Raw genomic sequence first — 20,342 nt, forward strand, 5'->3', positions numbered from 1 at the left:
CTAGTCGATGAACACGCTCCATGCGGTGGCGTTGAGGTTGTCGGTGAGGAAGATGTCGGTCCCTCCGAGGCGCTTCTCCCAGGACGGCATCATCTCTGCCGCGCGAGCGACGACCGCGTCCATCCAGACCTTGAGCTCCGCCTGCCGATTGTTCCCCGGCACGTTGGCGGCGGCCGCGGCCTCTTTCAGGTCTACCGTCCGCACCGCCTCGGCAGCGGAGGTTCGCAGATCGCGTATGTACTCGCGGTTCGTCTGCACGTCCTCCGGAGTTCCGTACAGGGACATATGACCGGTCACGATGGTCTCGAAGTCGTACTCCAGCAATTGATCCATGGCCTCGAAGTACGCGGGCACATGGGCGGAGAAGACGAGGCGGAAGAACGGGGCGTTCTTGATGGTGAAGCTGTCGATCGCCGCCATGGTCTTCTGTTCCGGGAGATAGACGAACAAACCTGGCGGTCATCTCGTGGGCGCCAGCGGGGCGTCCACGAGGACGACGCCATTCTTGGTCACCAGGAACATCGTGTTGACCATCCCTTGAGTGATGCCGTGAACACCACCGCCCAGGTCAGTGACGACATAACCGGATTCCGGGATCTCAGGGCCCAGAGCGAAATCGGGTACAGGCGCGAATGTGGTCATTGGTGGTCTCCTATATCGACCACTGGGTTCCCACTGACCGGCGCCTTCAACCTGCCACGGGCCACCCGACCCGGACGCGCAGCGAGGGTGGCCTTCTGATGGAACACTGGGACGTGATCGAGGAGGGAGCTTCCCGGAATCAATCCCTGAGCGACCTGCCGATGTACGGCGACGACTTTCCCGAGGAGCGCCGAGAATGAGTACCTATCGAGTCATGCAGGTGACTGCCCCGAACGGCACATTCGAACTCGCCGAGCGGGAGGTGTCACAGCCGGATTTCGGCCAGGTCAGGATCGCCGTGGAGGCATGCGGCATCTGCCACTCCGACGCACTTTTCGTGAGCGGTGGGCTACCGGGCGTATCGTTCCCCGAGGTGCCCGGACACGAGATCGCCGGACACATCGAGGAGCTGGGTGAAGGCACTCAGGACCGTGGATGGCAGGTCGGTGACCGGGTCGCGGTCGGCTGGTTCGGGGGCAGCTGTGGTCATTGCACGCCCTGCCGGAAGGGCGACTTCATCGTCTGCCGGAATCTGAAGGTCCCGGGGTGGGCGTACGACGGAGGATTCGCCGCGAAGGTGATCGCGCCCGTCGACGCCCTGGCCCGCATCCCCGACGGACTGGCGCCGGGCGACGCGGGGCCGATGGCCTGCGCGGGCGTGACCGTCTTCAACGGGCTGCGGCGCAGCTCCGGCCGCCCCGGGGACATGGTCGCGGTGCTCGGCCTCGGCGGCCTCGGGCATCTCGGAGTGCAGTACGCGGTCGCGATGGGCTTCGAGACCGTGGGGATCGCCCGCGGCTCCGAGAAGGCCGACTTCGCCAGGCAGCTCGGCGCCCATCACTACATCGACAGCACCTCGGGCACTCCGGTCGCCGATGCGCTGCAGTCCCTGGGCGGCGCCAAGGTCGTCCTGGCCACCGCGGGGAGCTCCGAGGCGATCACAGCCACCGTGGACGGCCTGACCCCACGCGGGGAGCTGGTGGTCATCGGCGCGGACACCACACCGATGGGCATCAGCCCGGCCCAGATCCTCATGGACGCTCACGTCGTCCGGGGCCACCCGTCCGGCACCTCGCAGGACGTGGAGGACACGATGGCGTTCAGCGCCCTGCACGACATCCGCCCGATGACCGAGCCCGTGCCGCTGGACCGTGCGGACGAGGCGTACCAGAAGATGCTTGCCGGCAAGGCGCGCTTCCGGATGGTGCTCACGGTCGGCTGACGCCCGTCAGCCGGTACGGCTCGATCGCGTACTACCTCTCCGCGGCAGCCACGCCCGCCTTGTCGAGCAGTGGCTGGAGGGCGTCGATGAGAGTCCGTCACCGATACCGGTGTGCGGGTGGTGCCCCGTGTGGGCGGTGCTCGGCGTAAGCCAGTACGCGCAGAAAACGTTCGACCGGCGTTGGCACCGTATCGGCATCGACGCCGTCAGCGGCACCGGCGGGCGTTGAGCCGGGCGGCCTGGCGCGTCAGGTGGTCGCGCTCGGCGAGGTTGGGTGCCTTCTGGGCCGCCTCGACGTACAGCCGGGCCGCCGTCGCCAGGTCCCCGTCGCGCTCGTGGAGGTACGCCGACGCCGCGGCGTGGCGAGGCAGTGAGGCGTCCAGCGCGGCGAGCGCCGCCAGCCCGGCGCGGGGTCCATCGGCCTCGCCGACGGCGACCGCGCGGTTGAGGCGGACGACCGGGCTGTCGGTCAGGGCCGCGAGCTCGTCGTACCACTCGACGATCTGCACCCAGTCGGTCTCCTCGGCGGTGAGCGCGTCGGCGTGGAGCGCCGCGATGGCGGCCTGGGCCTGGAACTCGCCCAGCCGGTCGCGGGCGAGAGCCGCCTGAAGGATCCCGATGCCCTCGGCGATCGACTCGGTGTCCCACCGGCCGCGGTCCTGCTCGGCGAGCGGCACCAGGCTGCCGTCGGGCGCGGTCCGGGTGGCGCGCCGGGCATGGTGGAGCAGCATGAGGGCGAGCAGCCCCGCCACCTCGGGATGGTCGATCGCGGCCGCGAGCTGCCGGGTGAGCCGGATGGCTTCGGCTGCGAGGTCGACGTCGCCGGAGTAGCCCTCGTTGAAGACCAGGTAGAGGACGCGCAGCACGGTGGCGACATCGCCGGGCTGATCGAACCGCACGCCGGAAACGGTGCGCTTGGCCCGGCTGATGCGCTGCGCCATGGTGGCCTCGGGCACCAGGTAGGCCTGGGCGATCTGGCGGGTGGTCAGCCCGCCGACGGCGCGCAGCGTGAGCGCGACCGCGGACGACGGCGTCAGCGACGGATGGGCGCACAGGAAGTACAGCTGGAGCGTGTCGTCCACGGCGGGCGGGGGCCCGGGCTCCGGCTCCTCGTCGACGAGGTCCTCACGCCGGCGGCGGGCGGCGTCCGCCCGCCTCGCGTCGAGGAACCGGCGCCAGGCCACGGTGACCAGCCAGCCCTTCGGGTCCCGCGGCAGGTCGGCCGGCCAGACGCGGACCGCCTCGACCAGCGCGTCCTGCACGGCGTCCTCGGCCGCCGCGAAGTCGGCTCCGCGGCGGACGAGGATCCCGAGCACGCTCGGCGTGAGGCTCCGAAGCAGGGCCTCGTTCATTGATGAAAGCACTCCGTGATGGTGGGCTGCGCGGCCAGGAACGGGCGCACCTCGAGCCACTCGTGGATCGGCTTCCCGCCCGCCCCAGGGGCCGCCGACAGCTCGCCGGCCAGCTCGACGGCGCGCTCGTAGCTGTCGACGTCGATGATCATCCAGCCGGCGATGAGGTCCTTGGTCTCCGCGAACGGTCCGTCGGTGACCGGCGGGCGCCCCTCACCGTCGTAGCGGACCCACGCCCCCTCGGGCGCGAGCGCCTGACCGCCGACGAACTCGCCGGTCTTCTCCAGCCGGGCCGCGAAGTCGTTCATGTACTGCACATGCGCCGAGATCTCCTCCGGCGTCCACTGGTCCATCGGCACGTCGTTGACCGGAGCCGGGGCGCCGCGGTAGTGCTTCAGCAGCAGGTACTTGGCCATCGTGGTTCTCCTCGGTGCTGATGCGACCCATTGTGGTCGCGTTCATTGCGGGGACGGAGCCGGTCACGGGTTCTCGACATCGCCGTCCGAATTTTTTGGGCTCTCATGGATGAGCCCAGGTAAAGGTTGCCAGGTGCGGGTAGCGCCGGGTACCGAGCCGGAGTACGTCGCCTCGGCCTTAGTTAGCGTGACTGCCATGGACATCACCATTCACACGAGGGCCCTCCCGCACCATCGCCCGGACGATCCCGGGGACGCCCAATCCAGGAGCGGCGCTGAGACATCCGCGACCGCGGCAGTGGCGGACAGGTGAGACGAGACCGATCCCAGGTGCGCCTTCACAAAGTTCCCTCGATGTTCGGACGCCTCATTCCCTCCGCATACCGTCCAGTGCTCGCCAACCGGGTGTTCCGGCGGCTGATCCTCGGCTTCGCGGTCTCGTACCTCGGGGACGGGATGAGCTTCGTCGCGGTGGCGTGGCTCGCCATCGAGCTCGCACCGCAAGGCGCCACCGGGCTGTGGGTCGGCGGCGCGGTGGCCGCCTACACGTTGCCGGGCGTGGTCGGCGCGCTGGTGTTCGGTCGCCGCCTGCGGCGGGTGCCGGCCAGACGGCTGCTGCTCGCCGACAACACGGTGCGCGCCGTGTTCCTCGGCGTCGTACCGCTCGCCTGGCTCGCGGGGCTGCTCACCCCGCCGCTGTACGTCGTGGTGCTCGCGGTGTCCTCTCTGCTGCATGCGTGGGGCAGCGCGGGCAAGTACACGCTGCTGGCCGAGCTGCTGCCCGACGAGCAGCGGCTCGCCGCGAACACCCTCGTCAGCTCGCTCAACTTCGCTGCCACGATCGCCGGGCCGGCGATCGCCGGTGTTCTGGTGACGTACGTCAGCTCCGCGCTCGTGCTCGGCCTGGACGCTCTCACCTACCTCTTCCTCGCCGTGCTCATCGCGCGCACCCGGCTGCCGGAGTCGGGGGAAGCGGAGGTCTCCACCGTCGACCAGGCGGCCGCCCGCGGCGGTCTCGCGTTGCTGCGATCCCATCCTGAGCTGCTCGGGCTGCTGACACTCACCTGGTTCTTCAATCTGCTGTACGGCCCGGTCGAGGTCGCCCTGCCGCTCCATGTGACGAACGACCTGCACGCACCGGGCACGCTGCTCGGCCTCTACTGGATGCTGTTCGGCATCGGTGCGCTGCTCGGCGGGCTCGCGGCCGGCGCGCTGCGGCAGTTGCCGCTGTGGCCTGTGACGGTGGGCATCGTGGTCGGCTGGGGGCTGTCGCTGCTGCCGTTCGGGTTCGACGTGCCGACGGCCGTCACCGTCGTGTGCTTCGCGATCGGCGGTGCGGTCTACGGGCCGTTCGTCGCGCTCTCGGTGACACTCATGCAGGCGAAGTCGCCACCCCAACACCTGGCCGCGATGCTCGCAGCCCGCAGCGCGGCACTGCTCACCGCCTCACCGCTCGGCACCGCGATCGGCGGACCGCTCACCGCGGCGCTGGGCCCGCGGGCGACACTCGGCGGCTCAGGACTCGCCACCGTGGCAGTCGGCGCCGTGGCCTGCTTGCTGCTACTGACCCGGCGCAGAAACCGGTGAGCGCGTGAACAGGCCGCCCAATCCCGCCAGATCGTGCTTCTCCACGTCGGCGCACGAAAGCATGCGACACCTACTCATGGATATGACTAATCATTTTCTTGAGTATGATGCGGTACCGGATCGAGGAGAGGGAAGGAGCTGCTTCGATGGCCTTGCGACACGCCGTCCTGGCGGCGCTGCTGGACGGCGAATACAGCGGATACCAGCTGTCGAAGGCGTTCGACGTCGGCGTCGCGAACTTCTGGCATGCCCTGCCCCAGCAGCTGTACGCCGAGCTGACCAAGCTGGAGAAGGAAGGGCTGGTCGCGGGCCGACAGGTGGTCCAGGAGACCCGGCCCAACAAGCGCCTGTTCCATGTCACCGACGCCGGCCGCGCCGAGCTGGAACAGTTCGCCGCGGCCGCATCGAAGCCCTCGTTCATCCGCGACGACCTGCTGGTCAAGGTCCAGGTCGCCGACCGGATCGGCACCGCGTCAGTGATCGAGCAGCTCGAAGAGCGGGCAGCCGCGGCCGAGGCCAAGATCGAACTTCTCGGCAATCTGCTGCGGCAGCTGCGCGGCGACACGGACGAAGAGGAGTTCCTGCGCCGAGGTGCGCGGATCGGACCGTACCTGACGTGTCTGCGCGGCCTGGCCTTTGAGCAGGGCCACCGGGACTGGTGCCTACGGATCACAGCTGTACTGCGGGAGAGGCAGACGACTGATGCCAAGCGGTGAATACCTGCGCTACGTCGCCCTGGGCGACAGCCAGACCGAAGGGCTGGGCGACGGGGACGACACGGTCGGCCTACGTGGCTTCGCCGACCGGTTCGCCGAGCACCTCACAGCCGTCAACCCCGGCCTCCATTACGCCAATCTGGCCGTACGGGGACGTGTCGCCCGCCAGGTCCGCGCCGAACAGCTGGGCCCCGCCCTGGCCCTGCGCCCCGACCTGGCCACCGTCGTCGCCGGGGTCAACGACCTGCTCCGGCCCCGGTTCGACGCCGCGGAGGTGGCCGGCCACCTGGAAGAGATGTTCGCCGCGCTCACCGCCGCCGGGGCCCAGGTGGTGACACTGACCTTCCCCGACGTGGGGAAGATCGCGCCCCTTGCCCGGCCCCTCAGGTCCCGGGTGTTCGGCCTCAACACCCATATCCGCGCCGCGGCCGCCCGCCACGGGGTCACGGTCGCCGACACCGGGCGGCATGCCGTAGCCACCGACCCACGGCTGTGGAGCGCGGACCGACTCCACGCCAGTCCGCTGGGCCACGAGCGGATCGCCGCGGCTCTCGCCGAAGCCGTCCATCTCCCCGGAAGCGACGACACGTGGACTCGCCCCCTGCCGCCACACTCGGTGCCCAGGGGCCGGCAAGCCGCGGCGGCCGAACTGCGCTGGGCGGCCGGGTTCCTCGGCCCCTGGCTCGGACGCCGTTTGCGCGGTCGATCCTCCGGCGACGGCCGGACCGCAAAGCGCCCCGAGCTCCTGCCCCTTGACGGGCCCGGTGGGAGTGTACGAGCACGTCGGAGTCCGAAGGGGGCAGTGGATGGCGGGTGAGGACGACGTCGGCCGGGCGTCTGCCGGGTTCGAGGTGGCTACCGGCTCGGGGCCGCTGCCGTCGGAGAGCGGCCGGGGACGGGAAGCCGCGGTGCGGGCGGCGTTCGAGGGATTGCTGCAGATCCGGCGGCTGATGAACACCTCTGATCGTGTGCCCGCTGAATGGGAACGGCGCCAGCCGATGCGCGCCGTGGCCCTCGCTCTGGAGGCCGCCGGCATTTCACCGTCTGCCACCGACTCACAGGGGCGCCGCGTCGCTACCGGATATTGCGTCAGCGCGACCGAGCAGGCGGGCATCGTGCGGGTCGAGTGGCTGGGTCCGTCAGGAAGCGGCGCCGCGTACTCGGCTCAGGACGAGTTGAGGGGCTGCGTGGCCGTGCTGGGCCGGCTGGGCTGGGAGGCCCTGGAGTACCGGGGGCCACGCGGCCGCCGGTACCTCGAGGTCGAGCCCGCCTCCCCGCCGCTCGGGTGAGCCGGCAGCCCCCTCGCGCGTCAGTCCAGGCAGAACTCGTTGCTCTCAGGGTCGGTCATCACGATGAAGCCGGCGCTCATCGGAGGCGCGGGCTCGTGGCGACGCATCCGTGTCGCTCCCAGCGCGACGAGCCGGTCGCACTCGGTCTCCAGCGCCGCCATCCGCTCTTCCCCCTGCAGCCCGGGAGCCGCACGGACGTCGAGATGCACACGGTTCTTGGCGGTCTTGCCCTCCGGCACCTGCTGGAAGAACAGCCGTGGGCCGGGTCCGTCCGGGTCCTCGATGGCCGATCGGAGGTTGCGCTCCTCCTCCGGTACGCCGACCCGGGCGAGGAAGTCGTCCCACGCGGCCAGCGGGTCGGCGTCCTCGGGCAGGTCGACTCCGGGCGGGCCCGGGTGGACGTAGCCCAGTACGTCGCGCCAGAAGGCCGACAGCGCCCGCGGGTCGTGGGCGTCGAAGGTGATCTGAAGGTGGCGGCTCATCGGGTTGCTCCGTTCGTAGCGGCGTTTGTGCGCTGGCAGAGGTCGCACAGCAGGCAGATTGCGTCTGCGTCCATGGAGCCACCCTGACACCCCTAGCGGACGGAATCGGTCCGCTATCTGGCAGGGTGGGCCACATGGACGTGGCATGCCGAGACGAACGCGGTACGACGGAGCGGGTGCTCACCCTGCTCGGGCTGTTGCAGCAGCGCCGGGTCTGGACAGGACCCGAGCTCGCCGAACGGCTCGGGGTCACACCGCGCACGGTGCGGCGCGACGTCGAGCGGCTGCGTGCGCTCGGCTATCCGGTGCAGGCCACTCAGGGTGTCGGCGGCGGCTACCAACTCGGCCCGGGGCAGGACCTGCCACCGTTGCTGCTCGACGACGAAGAGGCGATCGCCACCGCGGTCTCGCTGCTCGCCGGCGCGGGTGGCGCGGTCGTCGGCGCCGGGGACGCCGCACTCCGGGCGCTGACCAAGCTCGACCGGGTGCTGCCCACCCGGCTGCGGCACGAGGTGCGCGCGCTCTCCGGCTCGGTTGAGTCCTTCGGCGGCGGAGGCACCACGCCGGTCGACCCCGTGGTGCTCATGACGCTGGCCAGAGCCTGCCGTGACGAGGTCGAGGCCGACTTCGGCTATCCGTCCGGGGGCGAGGTACGCCGGCGGCGGGTCGAGCCCTACCGCCTGGTCGCCTCCGACCGGCGCTGGTACCTCCTCGCGTACGATCTCGAACGCGACGACTGGCGCAGTTTCCGCGTCGACCGGATGACCGCCGTATCCGCACGGACCTGGCGCTTCCGCCCGCGCGCGGCGCCCGACGCGGCGACGTATGTGCAGGAGGGCGTGGCGAGCCGGGTCTACCCGCATCAGGCCCGCTTCCTCGTGCACGCGTCGGCCGATACGGTGCGCGCGCAGATTCCGGCGTCGGCGGCCGTCGTACGGTCGCGCGGGAGCGGACGCTGCGAAGTGCTCAGTGGCGCCGCCGGCCTCGACTTCGTGCTGATGCATGTGCTCCTGCTGGGGCACGAATTCGACGTACTCGACCCTCCAGAACTCGGGAAGCGCTGTCGCGCGTTGGCGGAGAGACTGCTGTCGGCCGGTGCAGCGATCTCACCGGTGCCGGACCCGGCGGAGTCGTGATGTGCCTGTTCAGGGCAGGTGGCCTGAGATACTTCCGGTCATGGACGCGGGGATGACGGGGAACGGAACACGGTCGGGCATAGCGGCGCCCGCGCGGATCACTTCGACGCACACCACGGGCTGGATGCTGCGTTCCGGGGTGGCGGCGGACATCGAGGCCATCGCGGAGTTGCGGGCCACGGTCATGCGCGCGGATTTGGAACGCCTCGGACGCTACGACGAGCACCGGGTGCGACAGCGGCTGCGGGATTCCTTCTCCGCGCGGCACACGTCGATCATCACGGTCGACGGTGAACTTGCGGGGTGCGTCACGGTCCGGCCCGCCGAAGGCAGCCGGACCACCGAAGCAATGCAGTGGCTGGAGCATTTCTACCTTGCTCCGCACTGGCAGGGCCGAGGGCTCGGCTCCGCTGTCCTGCGTACGGTGCTGGAGCGGACCGACGCACAGGGTGTGAGCGTGGGTTTGAACGTCTTGCAGGGCAGTGCTGCGCGTCGGCTCTATGAGCGCCACGGTTTCGTCGTGGAGGCCGAGGACCCGATCGACGTCTTCATGGTGCGCACCACACTGGGGGCCTGAGGGGGCGAGAACGGCTGGTCCGGGCGCTCGTGATGACGGCTCTCACGACGGCTCCCAGCGTTGCTCTATGCGATGAACGGATCTTCGAGCGTGGGGATGCACGGTGAGAGCAGCGGCTCGGTGTGCTCTGAAACCACGCCGCGGACCAGCCTGAGCACCCGCATGTCGTTCTCATGCCCGCGCGCTTCGTCGTCGCGGATATGGAGAAGCCCATAAGACCCCGGCGCCACAGCGCCCACGTGCGCGAACAGCTCGATGACATCCTCCGCACCGGACCGGTGATTGGCGTTTCCGCCCAGGTGGACGAACGGCTCCCCGTTCATCCACCTCAGATCGAGCAGGTACGGGTCGACAGCTTGCTCGATGCGCCGTCGAAGGCCGTCGACGATCTCGGTCAGCCCGCCCTCTTCCTCCTCCTCGTCATCGACGGTGGCGCTCACTCTCACCGTGATCCACCCGTGGTACTCGAACATGACTCGATGCTAGTGGTAGCCCGATTTCCGGCCGGTCGCGGACGCAGCGATGAGTTTTCTCTGCCCGGGGAGTCTCACCACCGTTGTCGACACCACAGGAGGAACAGGTGGCTCAGTTGCTGAGAGTGCAGAACTTCACTGTCTCGAGTGATGGAATCGGCGCCGGTGAGGACCAGAGCCTCGAGAATCCGTTCGGCCACGTCGATCCTGGGAGGCTGTTCGCCTGGGCCGGTGCCACGGCGAGCTGGCCCATGCGCACCGACCCCGGTGGGAGCCGGGGCCTCGACGACTACTTCACACGGGATTTCGCACGCAACATCGGCGCCGAGATCATGGGCCGCAACAAGTTCGGGCCCCAGCGCGGGCCGTGGCACGACCACGAGTGGCGCGGCTGGTGGGGTGAGGAGCCCCCGTTCCACACCCCGGTGTTCGTCATGACCCACCACAAGCGCCCTTCGTTCACGCTGTCCGACACCACCTTCCACTTCGTCGACGGCGACCCGGCCACCGTCCTCGAGCAAGCGCGGGAGGCGGCGCAGGGCAAGGACGTCCGGCTCGGCGGCGGGGTCACCACCGTCCGCCAATTCCTTGACGCCGACCTCGTCGACACCATGCATGTGGTGGTCTCCCCCGTGCGGCTCGGATCCGGGCTACGGCTCTGGCAGTCACCCGATGAACTGCTCGACCGATTCCACCTCGAGGTCGTGCCCAGCCCGAGCGGCGTGACGCACCACCTGTTCTGGCGGAGGTGACGAGGCCGGGGGATCAGTTCTCCGCCGTCAGCCCGTGGCGGCGGAGGAAGGCGTCGACGAGCCGGTCGGTGAACTCCTCGCCGACGGGCTCGCCGGTCACCAGCACCCGGTAGTAGACGGGGCCCATCAGCTGGTCGGTCTCGGCCGCCAGATCCAGCCCGGACGGCAACTCCCCCCGCTCCAGGGCACGTTCCAGCGGGTGGCGGTCACGGCGGCGCTGCTCGTCGAGGTATCTGGACCGGAAGTCCTGGGCGAAGGCCTGATCGTGCTGCGCCTGCGCGATCAGGGCCTTGAAGACGGCGCCGGGGTCGGACTCGCTGAGGAACCAGGCCAGTCGGCGCAGATAGCCGCGTAGGTCGAGGGCGATGTCACCGGAGTCGTGCACGGTGAGGTCTTCGGCCACGTCCTGGAGGAAGGCGTCCATGAGGACGTCGGTCTTGGTGCTCCACCAGCGGTAGATGGTCTGCTTGGCGACACCTGCCCGCGTGGCGATGCCCTCCATCGTGACGCCCGCGAAGCCCTTCTCCACGAGCAGGTCGTCGGCCGCGTTCAGCACCGCCTGCCGGGCCTGCTCACTGCGTCCGTGCCGATTGCCGTGGTGACGCGGCGCCGGTCGGCCGGTGTCGCTCGCCTCGGCGGTGTGTGTCGCGCGTGCCATCTCGCCTCCCGTGATCAGCATATCCAGTGCTCGTGCCGCGCCACCCTCCCTAGACAAGACTCACCGTTGCGTCTACTCTAGCGTCCATGACATTCACTCACACCCTTGCCGAGCCCCGCGTCGAGGCCGCCATCAGCCGGATGTTCGAGCTGGCCGAACAGGACGAGACCACCGCCGCGCGCCTCGGGTCGGAGCTGGCGCTTTCGAGGCCCCCGCAGGAACTCGCCGACGCCGCGGCCGGGATCTACATGCCGATATCCGCCGAGGGCGGGAAGCTGCTCTACAACCTGGTCCGTGCCGTCCGCCCGGCCACGGTCGTGGAGTTCGGCATGTCCTTCGGCATCTCCACGCTCCATCTGGCCGCCGCCGTACGCGACAACGGCACCGGGCGCGTCATCACCACGGAAATGAGCGAGGAGAAGATCGCCATGGCCCGCCGGACCTTCGCCGAGACCGGGCTGGACGATCTGATCACCGTGCTCGAGGGCGACGCCCGGGAGACCCTGGCCGCTCTCGAAGGCCCCGTGGACCTCGTCCTGCTCGACGGCTGGAAGGACCTGTGCCTGCCCGTGCTGCAACTGCTCGAACCACGTCTGCGGCCGGGCACACTCGTCGTGGCCGACGACATCGACCAGGGCGAGGGCGACGGGCCGCTGCGGCCGTATCTCGACTACGTACGCGACCCCGCGCACGGCTACCAGAACGTGACCTTCCCCGTCGAGGACGGCATGGAGATCAGCTGCCGCCTCTGAAACCGCCCGCACACCGCCGTCCAAGGTCGACACGACGAACGGCAGCCGCGGCCTTAGCCTGAAGCGACCAGCTGGTCTCCGGAGGTCTCGATGGGGCACTGGACAAGGCGTGAGGACGAGCGGCTGCTCACCGGCCGGGGCCGGTACGTCGCCGACATGGCGGTGCCGGGGTGCTTGGACGCCGTGTTCGTACGGAGCGACGTGGCCCACGGTGTGCTGCGTACGGTGGACTGTTCCGCCGCCCGTCAGGTGGCGGGCGTGGCGGGGGCCTGGTCCGCTGCCGATCTTTCGGAGCTGCCGCCCTGTCGGCAGGCGGCAGCCGACCTCCAGGATCTGCCCCCGGTGCCGCACACCCTGCTCGCCAGGTTGTCGACGGAAGAGGCGGTGGCGGGCCGGGAGTGGCCGGTGCTGGTCAAGGACCGGGTGCGCTATCCCGGTGAGGCCGTCGCGGTGGTCGTCGGCCGGACACTGCGCCAAGCGGCGGAAGGAGTACCCCGGTGAAGATCACACTCACGGTCAACGGCCAGGCCTACCCGCTCGATGTGGAGCCGCGGCGCGTTCTGGCCGACGTACTGCGCGAGGACTGCCGGCTGACCGGCACCCACCTCGGCTGCGAGCACGGCGTCTGCGGGGCCTGCACCGTACTGGTGGACGGCGAGGCCGTCCGGTCCTGCCTCATGCTGGCCGTCCAGTGCGACGGCAGCTCGGTACGCACCGTGGAAGGCCTGGCCGGACCCGATGGCGAGCCCCATCCGCTCCAGCGGGCCTTCTCCGCCGAACACGCCCTGCAGTGCGGCTTCTGCACACCCGGTTTTCTCATGGTGGCGGCAGGCGCCCTGGAGGCCGACCCGACGATCGGCGACGACCCGGAGCGCGTACACGGCCTGGTCGAATCCAACATCTGCCGGTGCACCGGCTACGAGCCCATCCGGCGTGCCATCATGCGGGCCGCGCGCTGACGAAGAAGCGGCGGCCGTTCGCCGTCCCCAGTGCTGACCGGTTGGCCAAATCGATCCCGGCACGCGACAGAGCGTCCAGGTGGGAGAGCCGTTCCCGTTCCCAGTCCGCGAGCCGTCCGGCCGGCAGGTCCTGGCCGGGTGTCCAGCCGCGCAGGGCCGCCGCGAGCCCGGCCGCGTCGGCGAACGCCTTCGAGGTCCCGAGGCGGTGTGGGGACGGACCGTTCCGGCGGCGTCGCCGATCAACGCCACATGGTCGGCGATCATCCGGTGCGGCGACAGGTCGAAGACGGGCTGCATAAAGACCTCGGAGCGCCGTACGAGCTCGGCGAACCGCTCCGGAAGCGAGGTGTCCGCCGTGGTGGCGAGCTGTGCGACGGTCTCCGGCAGCGTCTCCCCGGGCGGTACGAAGGCCGTGAACGTCTTTCCGGACCGGCCCGCCAGCAACCTGGGCAGATCGCGCTCGGCCACGTTCATGTACCACACCCAGTTGACGCGCCGGGAGCCCTCCGTCAGCTCACCGTCGGGGCCAGGGACGAGGTAGCACAGCATCTGCAGACCGTCCGCGCCGAAAAACGTGAACCGGCCCGCCAGCAGCTCCAGCAGATCGGCGGGCAGCGACGACTCCGGCTCCAAGCCTCGCCAGGCCACATAGCCGGCATAGGCGGGGCGACGCCCCGGATCGAGCAGCCCACGCGTCGCCGAGCCGATCCCGTCGGCGCCCACCAGGAAGTTGCCCTGAGCCGTATACCCATCCGCGAATTCGCCGGTGACCTCGGAACCGTCGACTCGTACCCGCCTCAGCGCGCTGTCCAGCCGGTAGCACACCCCGGAAAGGGGCTCGCGCAGCGCCCGGTAGAGGGTGTCCCACGCGGTCATCAGCTGAGGAGCCTCGTACCGGGTGGCGTTGCCGCCCCGATGGAGCTGCTGGCGCTCCCGCAGCTCCACGCTCACCGATCGTGCGGACATGCCCAGGCGGACCAGAAGTGCCTCCACCTCGGGCTGCATGACGACCCCGGCGCCGCGGGCCTCCATCTTGCCCGCGGAACGCTCGTATACGGCGACTTCGGCGCCCGCGGCCCGCATCTCGTGCGCGGCTGCGAGGCCTCCGACAGACCCGCCGACGATCAGGGCCTTGAACGCTTTCCTCGACTGCATCGACTGCCTTCCTCGCGCTTGCTGACGTCGGCCTCGGGCGTCGGGCTGCGCCATGTCGAAGGGGTAGTCGCTGCCGCAGAGGATCCGGTCGGGTGAGGCGTGGGCGCGCAGCAGTCTCAGCACCTGAGGATCGTGGGTGATCGTGTCGAAGTACAGCAGCCTGAAGGACTCGGCGGGTGACCGGGTACTGCCCCGGCGTACGTCGTCGCGGGACCGCCACCCGTGGTCCCACCTCCCGATCAGCGACGGTGCGCAGCCCCCGCCGTGCACACAGCAGATGCGCAGGTCGGGCAGGTCCTCCAGAACGCCACCCAGGAGGAGCGAGGCCACGGCGGTCGTCGTCTCCACCGGATTGCCGATCAGGTTGACCAGGTAGTGGTGGTCTTATTCCGGGCGCGGCAGCTGCATGGGGTGCATCAGCACGGACAGGCCCAGCTCGGCGGCCACGCCGAGCACCTCCCGCAGGACGCCGCCGTCGTAGGACCGGCCACGGACCACGGGCGGGACGGCGATGCCGGCGACGCCTTCCGCCTCGGCGAGCCGCGTCAGCTCCCGCCGGGCCGCGGCCACCTCATCCAACCGCACCAGACCGAGCCCGACCAGCGTTCCGTCGGTGTTGGACACGGCGTCGGCGAGCTGCTGGTTGTAGGCGGCCACGTAGTCATCCGCCTTGGACGGCGCGTGGGCGGGAAAGGCGAAGGGCGGTGCCGAGATGACGCGCACGCCGAGTCCCGCTTTGCGCGTGTCGGTGACGATCGTGTCGATGTCGGTCATCGCCGCGGTCGGGAACGACAGGGGAATGTCACCGAGGAACAGTGCGCCACCTCGGTCGTTCATGCCGCCGAGCGGATTCCCGGGCGGGAGGGCGAGCAGTTCGCGCGGCAGCCAGTGCGCGTGAACGTCGACGACTCCAGCGCGGATATCACCGTGTACAGCCATGTCGTGCTCCTTGACCGGCCCCGGAGCGGCGCTGCGCGTCCACGGCCTCAACGTACACACCAGGGCCGCCCTGCGCGCGGTCAGGACCGTACGACGAGCACGCGCGTCCCGCACCCAGCGTTGGAAACTCCTGCCGAGGAGGTGGCATGGTGGAAAACACCCAAGACCCATCGGCGTGCAACGCAGAACCTGGAAGAAGTGGTCCGAGCCGGATGATTGTGGCGGTCATGTTTGCCGTGCTGGCTGCCGGCAGCAACGCGGTGGGAACCGTGCTGCAGCGAAGTGCGGCGTTGCGGGTGCCCAGCTCCCCGGCCCGGCTCGGTCTCATCCGGCAGCTGCTGCGCAGCCCGGTCTGGCTCGGGGGCATTCTGGGGGTCGTCTTCGCCGCGCTCTTCCAGGCTCTGGCCTTGAACGCGGGGACGCTGGCGGCGGTCCAGCCCGTTTTCGTCCTCGAGCTTCCGCTGGCTCTCCTGGTCGGCAGCGCGGTCTTCCGGGTGCGGGTGTCGCGCAAGGCGTGGTTCTGCGTGGTGTGCATCTTTGTGGGCCTGGCCATCACTCTGTTCTCCGTCTTCCCTTCCGGAGGGCGCACCCAGGTGCCGGGAATCTGGTGGGTGCCGACGCTCGCCGGCGTCGGCGGGGCCGGGACCGTACTCGTTCTGGCGGGGCTGCGGCGCCCGCCTGGCCTGGCGCGGGCGGCTTGTCTGGCGACCGCGGCCGCCATCGGCAACGCGCTCACCGCGGCATTGGTCAAATCCGCCATGGGCATTCTCAGCGACGAGGGAGTGGCGGGATTCTTCCGCGCCTGGCAGACCTACGGTTTCGCGGCCGTCGGATCGCTCTCCATCCTCCTGCTGGGATACGCCATGCAAGGAGGCCCACTGATCGCGTCCCAGCCGGCCCTCACACTCGGGGACGCCACGGTCAGCTTCTGCCTCGGTGTCACGCTCTTCGCGGAGTCGCCGCGGCTGGGGCTGTGGCTCCTGCCCACGTTGTTCGGTGTCGCCCTGCTCTGCTACGGCGTCTTCGCCCTCTCCCGCACCCGGTGCCTCGCCAAGTGTGTCGACCCGGATGAGAAGCCACTGCGGCAGGAGGAGCAGCCCGCCACCGCACGCATGTGACGGAACGACGCGGCTACCGAATGTGGTCACGCATGCCAGTGTGCGTCGGCCCGGCCCAAGATCTCCTGTGGGAGGCCACAGTCTTCGCTGCTCACGCTGGGGGACACGACATGGCGTACGGACAACACGTCGCTCACCCTGAGGTGCCCAGGAGCCCGAGGCCGTCGGCCCGCTCCTGCGCCTTTGCACCACCTCGTGTCAGGAGAGCGTCATGTCGAGCCCCCCGAAGCCGATCGATTCCGCTGAGTCACAGCTCACCGAACTGGAGCGGCGACACCGCCGTTTCGTCTGGCCGGCCGTCGTCGTGTTCGTCGGCGGCTATCTCACCACCATGGCGGTGGTGGCCTACCGGCCACATGCGATGGCCGGACGGTCGCGGGAGGGTGTGCTGTGAGCCACCGCGCCCTGTCCATCGCGCTGTTCGCGGCGTTTGTCGTCGCGACCGTCGCCATCACATCGCGGGGGTGAACGCCCAGCACCCCGTACGCATCGGGTCGGGACACCCCGGAGAGGCGCCTTCCAGCCGGGCGTTCCGGACGGGCCGGGCAGTCGCGCTGAGCGACATCTCCGCCGAGACCGACTACGCGTGGGGCGGCGTCGCCGATGAACAGGGCTACCGCTCGATCATCGCCGTACCGTTGACGACCACCGGCTCCTGCCTCGGCACTCTCACCTGCTACCGGGCCGAGGTGCACCGCTTCTCCGACGACGAGCAGGAACTGCTCACCACCCTGGCGAATCAGGCCGCCATCGCGATCGAGACGGCCCGGCTCCGGGAGAGGGGGCGGCGCACCATCGGTGAACTGCGGCAGCTCAACGACTCGCTGCGCGAGCAGCACGCATTGCTGCAGCGGACGGGAGACATCCATCGCCAGCTGACCGAGGTGGCCCTGCGCGGCGAGGGGGTCGACGGGGTCGCTCGGGCCCTGGCCGCGCTGCTCGGCCGGCCGGTGCTCTTCGAGGACCCGTACGGGAGCGCGCTGGCCGCCGCTGGTCCCGACGGTGCCGTGCCCTGCGACCGGTTCGACGGGATCGAGCACATCGCGACACTGCGCCAGTCGATCACCCACGACCCGGGCACCGGGACCGTCGAGGTGCGCGCGGGCGCTGCCGGGAGGCCGTGGGTGACGTCCCCGGTGGTGCTCGACAAGGATGTCGTCGCACGGATGTGGATCCCCGGTGAGTCGGCGGAGCTGGGGCCGCTCGGCCGCCGGGCCATCGAGCACGCGGCCGTGGTCGCCGCCCTCGAGATGCTCCGGGGGCGCACGGCCGTCGAGGTGGAGTGGCGGCTGCGCGGCGAGTTGCTGACCGACCTGCTCGCCCAGTCGCCCGCGGCCCTGGCCACCATTGTCGCCCGGGCCGGCCGGCTCGGCCACGATCTGCACCGCCCGCACGCCGTGCTCGTCGTCCGGGCCGACAGCACCCCCGAACCCGACCCGCACCGGCGGATCGACGCACAGCGTCAGGTGCTGTCGGCCGTCCACGCGGTGGCATCCGGGCAGAGCCCTCGCCCCCTGGCCGCCCGCCACGGCGATGACGTCGTCGTGCTGTGGCCTCTTGACGTGCCGGCCGTCGACGGTTCCGCCCAGGGCTCGGCGCCGACGCGCGCGGAGGTCGCGCCGGGCACGGTCGCGCCCGGGACGGTGGCGGCCGCCGACGCCATCCGCGGGGCCGTCGCGCGCACGGCGCCGGTCACGGTGACGGTGGCCGTCTCCCGGCCGTGCGCCGACCTGGCCGGTTACCCCGCCGCGTTCCGCACCGCGCGAGGCACGCTGACGCTCACCCGGCTACGCGGCGGCCGTGACCGGACGGTGGAACTCGGCGATCTGGGGGTGCATGGCCTTCTTCTGCAACTGGAAGACCCGTCCGAGCTGCTGCGCTTCGCGGATCGTACGCTCTCCCCGATCCTCGACTACGACCGCAGACGCGGCACCCGGCTGCTGCACACCCTGCGCACCTATCTGGCCCATGAGCTCAGCACCGCCCGCACCGCCGAAGCGTTGTTCGTGCACCCGAACACCGTGGGTCTGCGGCTCAAACGCATCGAAGACCTGCTCGACGTCAATGTGGCCCAGCCCGATTCGCTGCTGCAGCTCACCGCCGCACTCGCGGCGGCCGATGTCGGCGACACAGCACATCTCACACAGCCTCTTTGAACATCTCCGCAACCGGCTTCGCCCGCCCCGGTCAGGCCGGGTGTCCGCCCTCCGCGACGTCCAGGAGCAGCAGGGCCGCGCTGACCTCCACCAGGGTCGCCGGAGCGGAGAGGTCGAGGCCGGCCACCGTTTCGATCCGCCGCAGGCGCTGACTCACCGTGTTGGGATGGACGCTGAGCCGGTGCGCGGCCTCCGTTCTGCTGAGCTCGCTGTCCAGATAGACGCGGAGCGTTTGCAGCAGGTGCGTGCCGCGCAGCAGATCGTGCTGTCGCACTGCGGCCAGTGTGCGGTCGGCGAAGGCGACCAACTGCCGGGCGTCGCCCAGTTGCAGGAGCAGGCCCGCGACGCCGAGGTCGTCCGGTGTCACCACGGTGTCCGAACGCCCGGTGCGTAGTGCCACATTGAGCGCTCCGCGAGCGGTCCGGTACGCCTGCACAAAGGTCCGCCGCTCGGCGCCGGACACCGCGACGGTCGCTCCCTCCGCGTCCGGGACCGAGGCCATCGCTCGCCGTATCGACGAGGCGACAGCGTCCATGCGCTGTTTCTCACCGGCCGGGGCGGCCCGCGAGAGCGTACGAACGCTGTCCAGGGGCCACAGCGCGACCACGGCTCCCTGGTGCATCGCGACGAGCGGTCTCGGCGTGTACGCGGCGGCCAGTTCGGAGACCAGGGCCAGTGCGCGCTGGTAGGTGAGGGACCGTCGGGATTCGGTCGCCACGTCGAGCTGCCCGACGACGGCGATGTGGGGGTGGGACAAGTCGTGGCCGAGTCGACGAGCGCGTTCCGCGACCGGGGGCGAGTCGACGGCGGCGCCGCTGAGGAGGTCGGCGAGCAGTTCGCCGCGCAGGCGGTGCTCTACCTCGGTGCCGGTGCGCAGCCGGAACAGCTCGAGTGAGATCACGATCGAGGCGTGTTCAAGAGCCCGTTCGTCGAGGGGTGAGAATCCCTCGGCGCCGCGCGGCAGCCACACCCGGGCGACCACCTCCCCCGCCAGCCTGACCGTGGCGGCGACGTAACCGCCTTCTTCGCGCACGATGCCGGTGCCGAGCGTGTGCGGCCCCGACGGGTCCTCCTCCAGTGGCAGCGCGGCCCGGACCTCGCTGCCCGGCAGCTCCGAGGGGGTGCCGGTCCGCGCGAGCACGGCGCCCCCGGCGTCCTCGACGAGCACGGGCCGCGACACGAGGTCCGCCAGCGCCTGGACGATGCCGTCCAGGCCACCGGCCCGCAGAGCGACCTCCAGGAGGCGCTGGTGTATCCGCTCCGATTTCGTCAGCAGGTCGCGCCGGCGGCGCAGCGAGACGTTCAGCTGCTGAAGTTCCTCGACCATCCGTGCCGAGGTGAGCGCGATCGCGGCGTGGTTGGCCAGCAGGGTGAGCCGCTCCACCTCGTGGTCGGTGAAGTCGTGGACGGCTGAGTGGTAGCTGTTGAGCGTGCCGACCACGTCGCCGCCGGCGACGAGCGGCACCGAGAGCATCGACCGGTAGCCCTGCTCCTTCGCCACCCCGCCCCATGGCGTGAACTGCGGCTCGCGGTCGATGTCCCGCACCGCGGCCGGCAGCCCCGACCGGAATGCCTGGCTCGACGGCGCGTGGTGGACACCGTCCCCGTGCAGGCGTACCGGGCGGTCGGAGTTGACACGTGCCACGTACTCGGCCGACAGCCCGCTCCATCCCTCGATGACGAGGTTCTGCCCGGAGCTGTCGGGGATCAGGACTCCGCAGAAGTCGAATCCCAGCAGGGACCGTGCCGTGTCCGCGACGAGGCCAAGGACCTCGCGCAGACCGCGCCCGGCGCTCACGGCGGCGCTCAGCGCCTGTACGGCCTCCAGCCAGCGGCGCAGTTCGGCGTGTGACTCGGCTCCGTCCGGCCCCGCGGAGTCCGCGCTCTCCAGTGACTTCGTCGGCATACATCCAGCATGGCACGCATCTGGGTGTCAGCAGAGACACATATCCCGATGGATT

Annotated in this window: 22 protein-coding genes and 1 pseudogene; 14 read left to right on the plus strand and 9 right to left on the minus strand. The window is 70.2% G+C overall.

What is annotated here, in order from left to right:
* Both ACWDSL_RS10870 and ACWDSL_RS10875 read right to left on the minus strand, forming a co-directional pair.
* Nucleotides 1-450 carry a hypothetical protein gene (locus tag ACWDSL_RS10870; protein ID WP_450483875.1) on the minus strand — a complete coding sequence of 150 codons (450 nt, stop codon included), beginning with the start codon at nucleotides 448-450 and terminating at the stop codon, nucleotides 1-3.
* 9 nt (nucleotides 451-459) lie between these two features.
* Nucleotides 460-642: a hypothetical protein gene (locus ACWDSL_RS10875; protein ID WP_450483877.1), complete on the minus strand. Its 183-nt coding sequence runs from the start codon at nucleotides 640-642 to the stop codon at nucleotides 460-462.
* Between the two features lie 196 nt (nucleotides 643-838).
* Between ACWDSL_RS10875 and ACWDSL_RS10880 the strand changes: the two genes are divergently transcribed.
* Nucleotides 839-1,864, plus strand: a complete 1,026-nt coding sequence (locus ACWDSL_RS10880) for an alcohol dehydrogenase (protein ID WP_450483879.1) — start codon at nucleotides 839-841, stop codon at nucleotides 1,862-1,864.
* A 206-nt stretch (nucleotides 1,865-2,070) separates the two neighbouring features.
* Here the strand turns inward: ACWDSL_RS10880 and ACWDSL_RS10885 are convergent, their stop codons facing one another.
* Both ACWDSL_RS10885 and ACWDSL_RS10890 read right to left on the minus strand, forming a co-directional pair.
* Nucleotides 2,071-3,216, minus strand: coding sequence for an RNA polymerase sigma factor (locus ACWDSL_RS10885; protein WP_450483881.1), 1,146 nt, complete (start codon nucleotides 3,214-3,216; stop codon nucleotides 2,071-2,073).
* Complete coding sequence (locus ACWDSL_RS10890; RefSeq protein ID WP_450483883.1) at nucleotides 3,213-3,632, minus strand: YciI family protein; 420 nt, start codon at nucleotides 3,630-3,632, stop codon at nucleotides 3,213-3,215. The genes ACWDSL_RS10885 and ACWDSL_RS10890 overlap by 4 nt, the downstream gene beginning before the upstream one ends.
* A 354-nt stretch (nucleotides 3,633-3,986) precedes the next feature.
* On the opposite strand from ACWDSL_RS10890, the gene ACWDSL_RS10895 reads away from it, so the two are divergent.
* From ACWDSL_RS10895 to ACWDSL_RS10910, 4 genes are all read left to right on the plus strand, one after another.
* Nucleotides 3,987-5,219 (plus strand): MFS transporter, encoded by a 1,233-nt coding sequence (locus ACWDSL_RS10895; protein ID WP_450483885.1) that lies wholly within the window; start codon nucleotides 3,987-3,989, stop codon nucleotides 5,217-5,219.
* Nucleotides 5,220-5,365: 146 nt separating this feature from the next.
* Nucleotides 5,366-5,935 (plus strand): PadR family transcriptional regulator, encoded by a 570-nt coding sequence (locus ACWDSL_RS10900; RefSeq protein ID WP_450483887.1) that lies wholly within the window; start codon nucleotides 5,366-5,368, stop codon nucleotides 5,933-5,935.
* The gene (locus ACWDSL_RS10905) at nucleotides 5,922-6,752 is read left to right on the plus strand and encodes an SGNH/GDSL hydrolase family protein (RefSeq protein ID WP_450483889.1); all 831 of its coding nucleotides are present in this window, start codon (nucleotides 5,922-5,924) and stop codon (nucleotides 6,750-6,752) included. Before ACWDSL_RS10900 ends, ACWDSL_RS10905 begins: the two co-directional genes overlap by 14 nt.
* Nucleotides 6,742-7,224 (plus strand): hypothetical protein, encoded by a 483-nt coding sequence (locus ACWDSL_RS10910; RefSeq protein WP_450483891.1) that lies wholly within the window; start codon nucleotides 6,742-6,744, stop codon nucleotides 7,222-7,224. The genes ACWDSL_RS10905 and ACWDSL_RS10910 overlap by 11 nt, the downstream gene beginning before the upstream one ends.
* A gap of 20 nt (nucleotides 7,225-7,244) precedes the next feature.
* On the opposite strand, the gene ACWDSL_RS10915 is transcribed toward ACWDSL_RS10910, so the two are convergent.
* Nucleotides 7,245-7,706 (minus strand): VOC family protein, encoded by a 462-nt coding sequence (locus ACWDSL_RS10915; protein WP_450483893.1) that lies wholly within the window; start codon nucleotides 7,704-7,706, stop codon nucleotides 7,245-7,247.
* A gap of 134 nt (nucleotides 7,707-7,840) precedes the next feature.
* On the opposite strand from ACWDSL_RS10915, the gene ACWDSL_RS10920 reads away from it, so the two are divergent.
* Both ACWDSL_RS10920 and ACWDSL_RS10925 read left to right on the plus strand, forming a co-directional pair.
* The gene (locus ACWDSL_RS10920; protein WP_450483895.1) at nucleotides 7,841-8,842 is read left to right on the plus strand and encodes a helix-turn-helix transcriptional regulator; all 1,002 of its coding nucleotides are present in this window, start codon (nucleotides 7,841-7,843) and stop codon (nucleotides 8,840-8,842) included.
* A gap of 40 nt (nucleotides 8,843-8,882) precedes the next feature.
* Nucleotides 8,883-9,419: a GNAT family N-acetyltransferase gene (locus tag ACWDSL_RS10925; RefSeq protein ID WP_450483897.1), complete on the plus strand. Its 537-nt coding sequence runs from the start codon at nucleotides 8,883-8,885 to the stop codon at nucleotides 9,417-9,419.
* A 65-nt stretch (nucleotides 9,420-9,484) separates the two neighbouring features.
* Here the strand turns inward: ACWDSL_RS10925 and ACWDSL_RS10930 are convergent, their stop codons facing one another.
* Nucleotides 9,485-9,892 (minus strand): Imm7 family immunity protein, encoded by a 408-nt coding sequence (locus ACWDSL_RS10930; protein ID WP_450483899.1) that lies wholly within the window; start codon nucleotides 9,890-9,892, stop codon nucleotides 9,485-9,487.
* Nucleotides 9,893-9,999: 107 nt separating this feature from the next.
* Here ACWDSL_RS10930 and ACWDSL_RS10935 point away from each other — a divergent pair, with 107 nt between their 5' ends.
* Nucleotides 10,000-10,644, plus strand: coding sequence for a dihydrofolate reductase family protein (locus tag ACWDSL_RS10935; RefSeq protein ID WP_450483901.1), 645 nt, complete (start codon nucleotides 10,000-10,002; stop codon nucleotides 10,642-10,644).
* A 13-nt stretch (nucleotides 10,645-10,657) separates the two neighbouring features.
* Here ACWDSL_RS10935 and ACWDSL_RS10940 read toward each other — a convergent pair whose 3' ends face one another.
* A complete protein-coding gene (locus ACWDSL_RS10940; RefSeq protein WP_450483903.1) occupies nucleotides 10,658-11,302 on the minus strand; it encodes a TetR/AcrR family transcriptional regulator in 645 nt (214 codons plus the stop codon).
* 86 nt (nucleotides 11,303-11,388) lie between these two features.
* Between ACWDSL_RS10940 and ACWDSL_RS10945 the strand changes: the two genes are divergently transcribed.
* From ACWDSL_RS10945 to ACWDSL_RS10955, 3 genes are all read left to right on the plus strand, one after another.
* Nucleotides 11,389-12,054, plus strand: a complete 666-nt coding sequence (locus tag ACWDSL_RS10945; protein ID WP_450483905.1) for an O-methyltransferase — start codon at nucleotides 11,389-11,391, stop codon at nucleotides 12,052-12,054.
* A 90-nt stretch (nucleotides 12,055-12,144) separates the two neighbouring features.
* On the plus strand, nucleotides 12,145-12,555 hold the full coding sequence (locus ACWDSL_RS10950) for a hypothetical protein (protein WP_450483907.1): 411 nt from the start codon (nucleotides 12,145-12,147) through the stop codon (nucleotides 12,553-12,555).
* Nucleotides 12,556-12,596: 41 nt separating this feature from the next.
* Nucleotides 12,597-13,013, plus strand: a complete 417-nt coding sequence (locus ACWDSL_RS10955; protein WP_450483962.1) for a (2Fe-2S)-binding protein — start codon at nucleotides 12,597-12,599, stop codon at nucleotides 13,011-13,013.
* Nucleotides 13,014-13,268: 255 nt separating this feature from the next.
* Here the strand turns inward: ACWDSL_RS10955 and ACWDSL_RS10960 are convergent.
* Nucleotides 13,269-15,278 (minus strand): annotated as a pseudogene (locus ACWDSL_RS10960) (FAD binding domain-containing protein); the annotation flags it as partial.
* Between the two features lie 56 nt (nucleotides 15,279-15,334).
* Here ACWDSL_RS10960 and ACWDSL_RS10965 point away from each other — a divergent pair.
* The 3 genes from ACWDSL_RS10965 (at nucleotide 15,335) to ACWDSL_RS10975 (ending at nucleotide 18,381) form a co-directional block, all read left to right on the plus strand.
* Nucleotides 15,335-16,225, plus strand: coding sequence for a DMT family transporter (locus ACWDSL_RS10965; RefSeq protein ID WP_450483909.1), 891 nt, complete (start codon nucleotides 15,335-15,337; stop codon nucleotides 16,223-16,225).
* Between the two features lie 211 nt (nucleotides 16,226-16,436).
* On the plus strand, nucleotides 16,437-16,619 hold the full coding sequence (locus tag ACWDSL_RS10970) for a DUF485 domain-containing protein (protein ID WP_450483910.1): 183 nt from the start codon (nucleotides 16,437-16,439) through the stop codon (nucleotides 16,617-16,619).
* 70 nt (nucleotides 16,620-16,689) lie between these two features.
* Nucleotides 16,690-18,381 carry a helix-turn-helix domain-containing protein gene (locus ACWDSL_RS10975; protein WP_450483912.1) on the plus strand — a complete coding sequence of 564 codons (1,692 nt, stop codon included), beginning with the start codon at nucleotides 16,690-16,692 and terminating at the stop codon, nucleotides 18,379-18,381.
* Between the two features lie 31 nt (nucleotides 18,382-18,412).
* On the opposite strand, the gene ACWDSL_RS10980 is transcribed toward ACWDSL_RS10975, so the two are convergent.
* Nucleotides 18,413-20,287 (minus strand): helix-turn-helix domain-containing protein, encoded by a 1,875-nt coding sequence (locus tag ACWDSL_RS10980; RefSeq protein ID WP_450483914.1) that lies wholly within the window; start codon nucleotides 20,285-20,287, stop codon nucleotides 18,413-18,415.
* Between the last annotated feature and the right edge of the window lie 55 nt (nucleotides 20,288-20,342).

This window comes from Streptomyces sp. NPDC000941 (assembly GCF_053599555.1).